Origin of the sequence: Actinocrinis sp., from assembly GCF_035653575.1 — a bacterium.
Taxonomy (GTDB): Bacteria; Actinomycetota; Actinomycetes; order Streptomycetales; family Catenulisporaceae; genus Actinocrinis.
The window spans coordinates 19,032-30,372 of record NZ_DASRBQ010000090.1 but is presented as its reverse complement, the minus strand read 5'-3'; the positions used below and the strand labels follow the sequence as shown (position 1 = coordinate 30,372).

General features: G+C 68.8%; 12 protein-coding genes. 7 read left to right on the top strand and 5 right to left on the bottom strand.

The window, feature by feature from the left end; genetic code table 11:
* Nucleotides 1–78 precede the first annotated feature (78 nt).
* From kdpC to kdpF, 4 genes are all read right to left on the bottom strand, one after another.
* On the bottom strand, nt 79–738 hold the full coding sequence (kdpC, locus tag VFA06_RS13050; RefSeq protein ID WP_324840789.1) for a K(+)-transporting ATPase subunit C: 660 nt from the start codon (nt 736–738) through the stop codon (nt 79–81).
* Nucleotides 739–740: 2 nt separating this feature from the next.
* Complete coding sequence (kdpB, locus tag VFA06_RS13045) at nt 741–2,840, bottom strand: potassium-transporting ATPase subunit KdpB (RefSeq protein WP_324840788.1); 2,100 nt, start codon at nt 2,838–2,840, stop codon at nt 741–743.
* Nucleotides 2,840–4,501 carry a potassium-transporting ATPase subunit KdpA gene (gene kdpA / locus VFA06_RS13040; RefSeq protein WP_324840787.1) on the bottom strand — a complete coding sequence of 554 codons (1,662 nt, stop codon included), beginning with the start codon at nt 4,499–4,501 and terminating at the stop codon, nt 2,840–2,842. Before kdpA ends, kdpB begins: the two co-directional genes overlap by 1 nt.
* A 102-nt stretch (nt 4,502–4,603) precedes the next feature.
* Nucleotides 4,604–4,693 (bottom strand): K(+)-transporting ATPase subunit F, encoded by a 90-nt coding sequence (gene kdpF, locus VFA06_RS13035; RefSeq protein ID WP_324840786.1) that lies wholly within the window; start codon nt 4,691–4,693, stop codon nt 4,604–4,606.
* Between the two features lie 422 nt (nt 4,694–5,115).
* Here kdpF and VFA06_RS13030 point away from each other — a divergent pair, with 422 nt between their 5' ends.
* Entirely contained in the window at nt 5,116–5,703 is a 588-nt protein-coding gene (locus tag VFA06_RS13030; protein WP_324840785.1) for a universal stress protein, read from the top strand.
* 186 nt (nt 5,704–5,889) lie between these two features.
* Here the strand turns inward: VFA06_RS13030 and VFA06_RS13025 are convergent, their stop codons facing one another.
* Entirely contained in the window at nt 5,890–6,942 is a 1,053-nt protein-coding gene (locus tag VFA06_RS13025) for an LLM class flavin-dependent oxidoreductase (RefSeq protein ID WP_324840784.1), read from the bottom strand.
* Between the two features lie 231 nt (nt 6,943–7,173).
* On the opposite strand from VFA06_RS13025, the gene VFA06_RS13020 reads away from it, so the two are divergent.
* The 6 genes from VFA06_RS13020 to VFA06_RS12995 all read left to right on the top strand — a co-directional run bounded on the left by VFA06_RS13020 (nt 7,174) and on the right by VFA06_RS12995 (nt 11,341).
* A complete protein-coding gene (locus VFA06_RS13020) occupies nt 7,174–8,130 on the top strand; it encodes a metal ABC transporter solute-binding protein, Zn/Mn family (protein ID WP_324840783.1) in 957 nt (318 codons plus the stop codon).
* Between the two features lie 168 nt (nt 8,131–8,298).
* The gene (locus tag VFA06_RS13015) at nt 8,299–8,793 is read left to right on the top strand and encodes an ABC transporter ATP-binding protein (RefSeq protein WP_324840782.1); all 495 of its coding nucleotides are present in this window, start codon (nt 8,299–8,301) and stop codon (nt 8,791–8,793) included.
* 276 nt (nt 8,794–9,069) lie between these two features.
* The gene (locus VFA06_RS13010; RefSeq protein ID WP_324840781.1) at nt 9,070–9,558 is read left to right on the top strand and encodes a transcriptional repressor; all 489 of its coding nucleotides are present in this window, start codon (nt 9,070–9,072) and stop codon (nt 9,556–9,558) included.
* Nucleotides 9,559–9,649: 91 nt separating this feature from the next.
* A complete protein-coding gene (locus VFA06_RS13005; RefSeq protein ID WP_324840780.1) occupies nt 9,650–10,642 on the top strand; it encodes an ATP-binding protein in 993 nt (330 codons plus the stop codon).
* 56 nt (nt 10,643–10,698) lie between these two features.
* Entirely contained in the window at nt 10,699–11,097 is a 399-nt protein-coding gene (locus VFA06_RS13000; RefSeq protein ID WP_324840779.1) for an SCO5389 family protein, read from the top strand.
* A gap of 106 nt (nt 11,098–11,203) precedes the next feature.
* Entirely contained in the window at nt 11,204–11,341 is a 138-nt protein-coding gene (locus VFA06_RS12995; protein WP_324840778.1) for a hypothetical protein, read from the top strand.

The following is an 11,341-nucleotide window of genomic DNA, read 5'->3' as shown; positions in this document are numbered from 1 at the left end:
CGCATACGCCGCCGGTCCTCACCTCTGCGGTTGCCGCGGGCGCGGGCACGCCTGCGGCAACCGGTGACTGCTCTTGTCTTACTTGCCCGAGTACGGGTACTGCGTGTCCAGCGCGATGTTCAGTTGCAGGACGTTGACTCCGGGTTCGCCAAGGAAGCCGAGGTCGCGGCCGCCGGTGTACTTCTTGACCAGCGCGTCGACCTGAGCGAGCGGGATGCCGCGAGTGGCGGCGATCCGGTGTTCCTGCTGCGCGGCGTTCAGTGGGCTGATATCCGGATCCAGGCCGGAGGCGGACGCGGTGACAGCGTCCACGGCAACCTGGTTGGGCGAGACGCGATAGTCGCCGACCGAGTCGAACGAGGACATCGTCTGCTGATTCGCCGCCATCAGCTTGACGAGCTTGTCGCTGTTGGTGCCGAGGTTGCTGCCGCCGGACTGGGCCGGGTCGCAGCCGTAGTCGCCGGCCGATCCGGACGGCACGGCGTCCGAGGGGCGAGGCTGGAAGTATTGCGGCAGCGGGTTGCCCTTGGCGTCCACGAACTCCTGGCACAGCAGCTTGGAGCCGACGGTCTGCCCCTTGCCGTTCGTGATCAGGGAGCCGTTGGCCTGCTTGCTGAACGCCGCTTGGGCGACCCCAGTGACGATCAGCGGGTAGGCGATGCCGCAGATGACCGTGAAGACGAGCATCGCGCGCAACGCGGCAAAGTGCCGCAGGATCGGTGCGGGAAGACGGTTCATGATTAGCGTCCCATTCCGGGCAGGTACTGGATGACCAGGTCGAGCAGCTTGATGCCGATGAACGGGATGATCAGGCCGCCGAACCCGTAGATCCACAGGTTGCGGCGCAGCAACGCGGAGGCGGAGGAGGGGGTGTAGCGCACGCCGCGCAGCGCGAGGGGAATCAGCCCTATGATGATCAGGGCGTTGAAGATGATCGCCGAGGTGATCGCGGACTGCGGGCTGTGCAGATGCAGGATGTTGAGTTTGCCCAGGCCCGGGAAGACCCCGGCGAACATCGCCGGCAGCATGGCGAAGTACTTGGCCACGTCGTTGGCGATGGAGAAGGTGGTCAGCGCGCCTCGGGTAATCAGCAGCTGCTTGCCGATCTCCACGATCTCGATCAGCTTGGTGGGGTTGGAATCCAGGTCCACCATGTTCCCGGCCTCCTTGGCGGCCGAGGTTCCGGTGTTCATCGCCACGCCGACGTCGGCCTGCGCGAGCGCGGGGGCGTCATTGGTGCCGTCGCCGGTCATCGCGACCAGCTTGCCGCCCTCTTGCTCCTTCTTGATCAGGGCCATCTTGTCCTCGGGCGTGGCCTCGGCCAGGAAGTCGTCGACCCCTGCTTCGTCCGCGATCGCCTTGGCGGTCAACGGGTTGTCGCCGGTGATCATGACGGTCTTGATGCCCATGCGGCGCAGTTCGGCGAAGCGTTCGCGGATGCCGTCCTTGACGATGTCTTTGAGGTGGATCACCCCGAGCGCCCTGGCGTTGCCATCTACGACCTCGGCGACGACCAGCGGGGTTCCGCCCGAGGCGGAGATCGCGTCGACGATGTGCCCCACTTCGTCGGTGGGGTGCTCACCGTGGTCCCGCACCCACTTCATCACCGCGGTCGCAGCGCCCTTACGCACCCGGCGGCCGTCGGGCAGGTCGATGCCTGACATGCGGGTCTGCGCGGTGAACTCGACGAAGGTCGCGTCGTGCACCTCGCGGCCGCGCAGGCCGTAGGTCTCCTTGGCCAGCACCACGATCGAGCGGCCCTCGGGCGTCTCGTCGGCGAGGGAGGAAAGCTGCGCGGCGTCGGCCAACTCCTCGACGCTCACGCCCTGGATCGGGGTGAACTCGCTCGCCTGCCGGTTCCCCAGGGTGATGGTGCCGGTCTTGTCCAGCAGCAGGGTGTTGACGTCACCGGCCGCCTCCACCGCGCGCCCGGACATCGCCAGCACGTTGCGCTGCACGAGGCGGTCCATGCCCGCGATGCCGATCGCCGACAGCAGCGCGCCGATCGTGGTCGGGATCAGTGCCACCACCAGGGCGACCAGAATCACCAGCGACTGCGGGGCACCGGAGTAGAACGCCAGCGGCTGCAGCGTGACCACCGCGAGCAGGAACACGATGGTCAGCGAGGCCAGCAGGATGTTCAGCGCGATCTCGTTCGGCGTCTTCTGCCGCGCCGCGCCCTCGACCAGCGCGATCATCCGGTCGATGAACGTCTCGCCGGGCTTCGTGGTGATCTTCACCACGATCCGGTCTGAGAGCACCCTGGTTCCGCCGGTGACGGCCGAGCGGTCGCCGCCGGACTCGCGGATGACGGGGGCTGATTCACCGGTGATCGCGGACTCGTCTACCGAGGCCACGCCCTCGACCACATCGCCGTCACCGGGGATGATCTGCCCGGCCTCCACCACGACATAGTCGCCGAGCCTGAGCTCGGTGGCCGGGATCTCGGTGTCGGGTCCGGCGTTACCGGAGCTCCAGGAGGCCAGGCGCCGGGCGACCGTGTGGGTCTTGGTCTTGCGCAAGGTCGCGGCCTGCGCCTTGCCGCGGCCCTCCGCGACGGCCTCGGCCAGGTTCGCGAACACGACCGTCAGCCAGAGCCACACGGTGATCGCCCACGCGAAGATCGACGGATGGGCGATCGCGGAGTACGTGGTCAGTAGCGAGCCGATTTCGACCACGAACATGACCGGGTTGCGCAGTTGGACGCGCGGGTCCAGCTTCTTGAGCGCGTCCGGTAGCGAGGTCCACAGCATCTTCGGGTCAAGGAACCCTCCGCCGATCCGGCGCTCGGCCGGCGGCTGCTGCTGCGTCGGCGGTGCGGTGGGTGTGGTGACGGCCATTACGAGAGTCCTTCAGCGAGCGGGCCCAGCGCGAGCGCCGGGAAGTAGGTGAGCCCCACGACGATCAGCACGACACCGAGCAACATGCCGACGAACAGCGGCTTGTAGGTGACGAGCGTGCCGGCGGAGGCAGGGGTCTGCTTCTGCTTGGCAAGGGAGCCGGCCAGCGCCCCGACGAAGATCATCGGCAGGAACCGGCCGAGGGTCATCGCGAGCCCGCCCATCAGGTTCCAGAACTGTGTGTTGCCGTTCAGGCCCGCGAAGGCCGAGCCGTTGTTATTGGCCATCGACGTGAACGCGTAGAGCACTTCGGTCAGACCGTGTGGTCCGGAGTTGTTCATCGAGTTGCGCGCGGTGGGCGTGGCCATGGCGATGCCGGTGAAGACGAGCGCGACGGCCGGGGTGGCCAGGATGTAGAGCGCCGCGTACTTCATCTCGGCCGGGCGGATCTTCTTGCCCAGATACTCCGGGGTGCGCCCGACCATGAGGCCCGCGATGAACACAGTCACGATGGCGAGGATCAGCATGCCGTAGAGCCCTGATCCGGTACCGCCTGGCGCGATCTCCCCGAGCATCATGTTGACCAGCGCCATCCCGCCGCCGAGCGGGGTGAACGAATCGTGCATGGAGTTGACCGCGCCGGTCGAGGTCAGCGTCGTCGAGGTCTCAAATAGCGCCGAGGCCGGAATGCCGAAGCGAACCTCCTTGCCCTCCATCGCGCCGCCAGCCAGCTTCGCCGCCGCGCCCCAGCCGCGCACCTCCATCCAGGTGGAGATCACGGCCGAACCGGCCCACAGGATGGCCATCACCGAGACGATCGCGTAGCCCTGCTTCTGCGAGCCGACCATCTTGCCGAAGGTGCGCGGCAAGGAGAAGGAGATCACCAGCAGCATGTAGATCTCGAGCCAATCCGTCCACGCATTCGGGTTCTCGAATGGGTGCGCCGAGTTGGCGTTGAAGACGCCGCCGCCGTTGGTGCCCAGTTCCTTGATCGCCTCCTGCGAGGCCGTCGCGCCGGTGTACAGGGTCTGATGCCCGCCTGTGATCGTGGTGATGGTGTGCGGGTCGGCCAGGGACTGCACCACGCCGGACGCGACCAAGACGATCGCCAGCAGGAACGAGAACGGCAGCAGCAGCCGCAGGTTCAGGCGGGTGAGGTCCACCCAGAAGTTGCCGACCCGGTCGGTCTGCTTGCGCACGAACCCGCGGATCAGGGTCGCGACCACGCAGATACCGACGGCCGCGGAGATGAAGTTCTGCACGGCCAGGCCAGCGAACTGCGCGGTGTAGCCGAGGGTGTTCTCGCCCGAGTAGTTCTGCCAGTTGGTGTTGGTCACGAACGACGAGGCGGTGTTGTAGGCGAGGTTCGCCTGCATCGCGGGCATGCCCAGCGACATCATCAGGTGCGCCTGGAGCCTGAGGATCAGGTAGAGCAGCAGCACGCCCACAACGGAGATCGCCAGCACCGAGCGGATGTAGACCGGCCAGGTTTGATCGGCGTCGCCGTCGACGCCGATCAGGCGGTAGAGGAACTTCTCGACCCGCCAGTGCTTAGGCGAGGTGAGGATGTGCGCCACGTAGTCGCCCAGCGGGCGGTAGGAGATCGCCAGGGCGAGTATGAGCAGTCCGGCTTGCAGCCAGCCGGCGGTAGCCACGGACATGTCACTGCGCCCTTTCTGAGCCGTCGATCTCGCTGCGCTCGTTCTCGGGCATCGCTGTGTTTGTCTCTGAGCCGTCGATCTCGCTTCGCTCGTTCTCGGGCATCAGAACTTCTCCGGCTTCACGAGCGCGACGACCAGGTAGACGGTCAGCGCGACGGCGACGACCAGGCCGATGACGTTGTCAGCGCTCAAGGCGCTCGACCCCCTTGACCACGAGGGCGAGTACGGCGAACACCGCGACGATCAGCACGACGGACAGGACGTCGGCCACGGCAGGCTCCTTGCATAGGGCGATGGATTGCGATCGGCCCCGGTCCGGGGCCGTCTCGATGTAAGCGCCTTTTGAGCCGGATGAGCTGGTTGCTCACGCGTTTCAAACGCCCGCCCACGCAAACTCCACGCCGGTCTGACATCGCGTCGGCGTCGCGTCACCGGCCCGTGATCCACCCGTGATGACTCAGCCGGTGATCAGGGTTCGAGCGCTGAGCGCCGCGCGTCAGAAAGCCGTTAGAGCTGCTGGGCGCGGCGTTGAAACGGCGTGAGAAACCGGTCCCGGCCAAGTGCGGCGTGCTGGGGTGAACTGGATACAAAGGCCGAGGTGAGAGGGAGCGGCCGTGTCCCATCTGATCGGACGCGTCGTCGTCGGCGTGCACGGCACTCCCGGGAGCCTGCAGGCGCTGCGCTTCGCCGTCGGCCACGCGCGTGCTCTCGGTGTCACCCTCATGCCGGTGATTGCGTGGGAGCCGCCAGGCGGGGATTCCGCGGGCCGGCGTTATCCGCCGTTCCTGATGGACGCATGGGCCGATGCCGCCGAGAAGCGGCTGCTGACCGCGTTCGACGAGGCTCTCGGCGGGCCGCCGCAGGACCTGCCGACCCTGCCCATGGTCGTGCGCGGCCGGCCTGGCGAGGTGCTGGCCGCGATGGCTGACCGGGACAGCGATCTGCTCGTGGTCGGCCGTGCCCGCCGCGGACGATTGCACCGCGCCTATTACGGCTCGCCGCCGCAGTATTGCCTCGCCCACGCCGGCTGCGCCGTCATCGTGGTTCCGCCCAGCAGGCTGACCCGGGAACTGGATGATGCGCGCTCGGTCTGGCGGTGGCGACATCGCTCGGCGGGGCGAGCCGCGCAGCTGGACGATCTGCCCGAACCGGGTGGCGCCTGGGCGCCATGGTCGGCCCGCCCGCCGCCGCCCGCGCCGTGACGACACCCCGCCTCGGCCCTGGCCCTGTCCGCCGCACTCGCCCTGGCCACGATCTGGTCGGCGATCGCCCTGTCCTACCAGACGAACTGGCCTATCGGCTTCTTCGTCGGCACTCTCGCCGCCGCTTTGCTACCTGCTTGCCCGCGCGCTTGCAGCCCTCACCCGCCGCCGGGGCCGGTCCACCGCCTACCCCGCCGCGTCGAGCGCTCCCGCGGACGCTTCTCGGGAGCTTTGAAGGTGTGGTAGGACCTCGGCGCCCAATCTGGCGATGTTAGCCAGCGTCGCCTTCCGGTCCCCGCAGGCATCGACCATGAGGATGGCGTGGTCGATGCCCGTGCGCCGCTGGGTGCGTCGCAGGTGCGCGACGCACTCGTCGGGGCTTCCAATCGGATTGAGCGAGCACAGCAGTTCCGTGTATTCGAGCGGGTCGCTGTACCGGCGCGGTTGGCCGTCCAAGGCCTGGAAGCCAGCCAGGCCGGGCCCGAGCCAGGGCGGCATCGCCGCGCGCAGCGTGGCCAGCGCCTCCTGCCGAGTGTCGGCGACGTGGGCGAGCGCGGCGAACACATGCCGCGCCCCGTCCGGATCGTGTCCCGCACGCTGCGCCGTGGCGGTGTAGTCGGCGACCAGCTCGGCCTTCTGACTGTCGGAGATGTTCATCCCCAGCAGCATCGACAGCCCGCGCGCCGCCGCCAGCGCGGCCGACCGCGGCGAGGTGCAGGCCAGCACCACCGGCAGGCGTGGACGGGTGGCTGGCCGCGGCACAACCGCGACCTCGCGGAACGGGAACAGGCCGCCATCACCGGCCACCGAGTCCCTGGTCAGCCAGCGCAACAGCAGGTCGAGCGACGCGGCGAAGCCCTCGTCCTCGATCCGCTCGCGCCCGGTGCCGAACACCTCCAGGTCCACCCAGGGACCGCCGCGTCCGATCCCGAGGCGGAATCTGCCGCCGGAGAGCTGGTCGAGCAGCGCGGCCTGTTCGCCGAACGCCACGGGATGGACGGTGGACAGCACGCTCACGGCGGTGCCCACCTCAATGCGGCGGGTGCGCCCCAGCACGTAGCCGGCCCAGGTGATCGCCGAGGGGCACACCCCGTAGGTCATGAAGTGGTGCTCGGCGATCCACACGTCGTCGAAGCCTGCATCCTCGGCCGCGACGGCCGCGGCTACGGTCCGCTCCAACACCGTTCCATGATCCTGTCCCGGGAACTGTCCAGCCAGCAGGAACGCGCCGACCCGCACCCGCGCCTCCCCTCCTCGATCCCATGACCCATGCGCCGCTGGGGCCGAAGCAGCGCGACGCCCCGCGGCCGACCGGACAGCGCCGACGCTCCGCGGTCGCCGCCATGCGGCAGGTTATCGGCCGCTTCGGGTGATGGAGGACCTCGACCCCTTGCCTAAGCGAAACGATTTTCATATGCTCTCCCCGACAAGACTTGAAAACGATGTTCATATTCATTTGAGGGATGCGGGATGCGGAGTATCACCAAGCGCGCGGTCGCGGGCGGCGCGGCGGCGGGGGTCGCCGCCGCCATGCTGGCGGGGTGCTCCACCACCGCTCCGGCCGCCGCGAGCGCGAACAGTTCCGGCTCCGGCTCAGCTTCGAGCACGAAGATCGCGGTGGTGGCGGCGGAGAACTTCTGGGGATCGATCGCCGCGCAGCTGGGCGGCACGCACGTGACCGAGACCTCGATCATCACCAACCCGGACACCGACCCGCACGACTACGAGGCCACCCCCGCCGACGCGCGCACCATCGCCGCGGCGCAGATCTTCATCCAGAACGGGATCGGCTACGACTCCTCCTGGGCGCCGAAGCTGGTGGCCGCCAACCCGAACTCCTCCCGCACGGTGCTCACCGTCGGGGACGTGGTGGGCCTCAAGGCCGGGGACAACCCGCACCAGTGGTACTCGCACGCCAGCGTCTACCAGGTGATCGACGCGATCACCGCGGCGTACAAGAAGGCTGACCCGGCCGACGCCTCCTACTTCGACACGCGGAAGAGCACCTTCGAGAATCAGACCCTCGCTCAGTACAACCAGCTGGAATCGGACGTCAAGAGCAAGTACGCGGGCACGCCGATCGGCGCGTCGGAGTCGATCGTCTCGCCGCTGGCCGACACGCTGGGGCTGAAGATGCTCACCCCGTACTCCTTCCTCAAGGACATCAGCGAGGGCAACGACCCGACCGCAGCCGACAAGAGCACGATCGACCAGCAGATCAAGTCGAAGGCGATCAAGGTGTACGTGTACAACTCGCAGAACTCCACCCCGGACATCGCCGCACAGGTCGCGGAGGCCAAGGCGGCGGGCATCCCGGTGACCACGGTCACCGAGACCCTCGCGCCCGCGGGTGACACCTTCGAGCAGTGGCAGGTCGCCCAACTGCAGGCTCTGCAGGCCGCGCTCGCACAAGCCACCGGCAAGTAACGAGGAAGTCGTGGCAGGGAAAGGCGTGGGGTCGGTGAGCACCGATCCGCCCGTCGCGGTGCACGCGGAGCGATCCGGGTCCGAGCCGGGCCCGGTGATCGCGTTGCGCGGCGCGGCGCGGCGGTCGCCGTCGGCGGGCGGACGTTGTGGAGCGGGGTAGATCTGAGCATGTCGGCGGGCGAGTTCGTCTCGGTGCTCGGCCCGAACGGCGTCGGCAAGTCCACTCTGATCAAGATGCGGCTCGGCGCGCTCGGCGAGCCTGGCCGCGTGGACGATGTGGTGATCGGCAGCGTGTTCGCGTGGATCCTGGGACTGGGGGTGTTCTTCCTGACCTGGTTCACCACCGACCAGTCCGGCAACGGCGACGGGAACGTGACCGTCAACGTCCTGTTCGGCTCGATCTTCGGACTGTCCACCGGCCAGGCCCAACTGGCGCTGCGGATCGGCTCGGGCGCGCTCGCGGCGAGCATGCTGATGGCCCGTCCGCTGCTGTTCGCCTCCCTCGACCCCGCCGTGGCCGCGGCACGCGGAGTGCCGGTAAGGACACTGAGTTTCGCGTTCCTCGACCTGGTCGGGGTCACCACCACAGAGGCCACACAGGCGGTCGGCGCGCTGCTGCTGCTCGGACTGCTGGCCGCCCCCGCCGGAATCGCCCTGGTCTGACCGACCGCCCGTACCGGGGCATGGCCCTGGCGACCGCGCTCGCGGTGGCCGAGACGTGGGCCGGACTCGCGCTGACGTACTACGCGCCCAGGATCCCGCCCAGCTTCGCGATCACCGCCGTGGCCACCACCGTCTACGCCGCGGCGCTCCTGGCCCGGTGGGTGCGGCGCCACGGTGACAGCACGCAGCTCGACTCCGGCGCCGGACGCCGCGCTGCCCACGGGCTGCCGGGCGACCGCGCAGGTGTAGGCGACGGCGCGGACACCGGAGGCAGGCATGACCGACACCAAGAACCAAACGGCGCAATGCTCCGATGCTCCCGCGCCGCCGGGATCGAGTCGGGAGAAGCCGGGGCAGCGCAACACCCGTCAGCGCCGCGCCGTGCTGGCCGCACTGGCCGAGCACCCCGAATTCACCAGTGCCCAGGCCCTGCACCAGCGACTGCGCGCGCAAGGCCAGCACATCGGGCTGACCACGGTCTACCGCACCCTCTACGCCCTGGCCGACGCGGGACTGGCCGACAGCGTGCGCGACGAGAGCGGCCGCCAGCACTTCCGCGCCCGCCCGACGGCCGAGCACCAGCACTACCTGCGCTGCCGCCACTGCGGCTTCAACATCCCGGTCGCCTCCCCCGCCCTCGAGCGCTGGGCCTGCACCACCGCACGCGAACTCGGCTTCACCCAGGTCGAACACGTCGTCGAGCTCACCGGCGTATGCCCGCGCTGTGAGACCCCGACCGACGGGCGCGCCACTGCGCGCGAGTGACAACACACCGACACGACTTGACAGCCCGTCAGAATCCGGAAATGCTCTACCCACATATTGACAATGACATTCATCTTCAACAAGGAGTCCGGTGCGCGTCGCATTTGTCGGCAAGGGCGGCAGCGGCAAGACCACCCTGTCGGCGCTCTTCGCCCGGCACCTGGCCGTGCAGGGGGCGCCAGTGGTGGCCGTGGACGCCGACATCAACCAGCACCTGGGCGTCGCGCTCGGACTGGACGAGCAGGCCGCGGCAGCGGTCCCGGCGCTCGGCGGACGCCTGGGCGAGATCAAGGAGTATTTGCGCGGGGACAACCCGCGCATCACCTCAGTCGCGCAGATGGCCAAGACCACCCCGGCCGGGCGCGGATCACGCCTGCTGCACCTGGGCGGCGACGACCCGTTCCACCGGGAGTGGAGCGTGGACGCGCACGGAGTACGGCTGCTGGCCACCGGCCCGTTCACCGAAGAAGACCTGGGAGTGGCCTGCTACCACTCCAAGACCGGCGCGGTCGAGCTGTACCTCAACCACCTGGTCGACGCCGAGGGCGAATACGTGGTCGTCGACATGACCGCGGGGGCGGACAGCTTCGCCTCCGGGCTGTTCACGCGCTTCGATGTCACCTTCCTGGTCGCCGAGCCCACTCTGCGCGGCGTGTCGGTCTACCGGCAGTACCGCGAGTACGCCGACGGCTACGGCGTGCAGATCGCCGTGGTCGGCAATAAGGTCACTGGCGGCGAGGACGAGGCGTTCCTGCGCGAGCACGTCGGTGACGATCTGCTGACCTACCTGACGACCTCGCCGTATGTGCGCGCCGCCGAGCAGGGGCGCTTCGCACCGCTGGACGCGCTCGAGCCGGCCAACCGCCGCGCCCTCGACGTGCTGCGCGGCGCGATCGATGCTCACACGAAGGACTGGACGCTCTTCCAGCAGCAGGCGATCGACTTCCATCTGCGCAACGCCCACGCCTGGGCCAGCAAGGCCGCCGGCACCGACCTGAGCACGCAGATCGACCCCGAATTCGCGCACGGGCCGCACGCGCTGATCGCGCCAGCCCGCCAGCCTGAGCGCCTGATCCCCGCATAAGCCGGCCCATCACTTTCGCCCCCCCTGATTCACCCTTCGGAAAGGCAGGATCCTTCATGTCGCTCGACGTCTCCCCCGAACTGCTCGCCCAGGCGCAGGCCGGGCCGGTCGACCCGGCCGCGTTCCTCGACACCGTGCGCACCTCCCTGCCCTACGCCTACGACCTGATCGCCTCCCTGACCAAGGACCTCGAAGCCTGCGGCGACGAGCGTCCGTTCGCCGACAACCTCACCCCTCCGCCGTCCGAGGCCGAACGCGGCCAGTTGCTGCGCGCCCTGGCCAGCGACGCCATCCGCGGCAGCCTCGAAGAGCACTTCGGCGTGCGCCTGGCCTTCCAGAACTGCCACCGCGTCGCGGTCTTCCGCCCGGCCGCGCAGCAGAGCGAGACCTACCGGGACTTCACCTCCCAGCGCTCGCAACTGCTCAACCAGTCGCCCGAACTGCGCGACTGCTAGCACGAAAGACCGCCAGGCGCGTGGGCACCGAAGAACTTGCCGCTGGCTGACACCGCCCGGATCAAGGCGGCAACCCGCCGGCTGCTGGACCTGGACGACGACATCAGTGTCCTGGTCCAGCAGTCCGGCCTGCAGCGAGCCGGGCTGCCCGCCGGTGGAGACGGTCATCGCCATGCTCGACGACGACGACGGTCGGCGCACCTGGAAGCTGCACCGGCGGCCTGCTGCGCACCCAGGGCGCTGA

Bases quoted from the DNA above. Each gene is read 5' to 3' on its own strand.
- kdpC (WP_324840789.1), bottom strand. From the start codon at position 738: ATGAACCGTCTTCCCGCACCGATCCTGCGGCACTTTGCCGCGTTGCGC.
- VFA06_RS13010 (WP_324840781.1), top strand. From the start codon at position 9,070: ATGACCGACACCAAGAACCAAACGGCGCAATGCTCCGATGCTCCCGCG.
- kdpA (WP_324840787.1), bottom strand. From the start codon at position 4,501: ATGTCCGTGGCTACCGCCGGCTGGCTGCAAGCCGGACTGCTCATACTC.
- VFA06_RS13000 (WP_324840779.1), top strand. From the start codon at position 10,699: ATGTCGCTCGACGTCTCCCCCGAACTGCTCGCCCAGGCGCAGGCCGGG.
- VFA06_RS13020 (WP_324840783.1), top strand. From the start codon at position 7,174: ATGCGGAGTATCACCAAGCGCGCGGTCGCGGGCGGCGCGGCGGCGGGG.
- VFA06_RS13015 (WP_324840782.1), top strand. From the start codon at position 8,299: ATGTCGGCGGGCGAGTTCGTCTCGGTGCTCGGCCCGAACGGCGTCGGC.
- kdpB (WP_324840788.1), bottom strand. From the start codon at position 2,840: ATGGCCGTCACCACACCCACCGCACCGCCGACGCAGCAGCAGCCGCCG.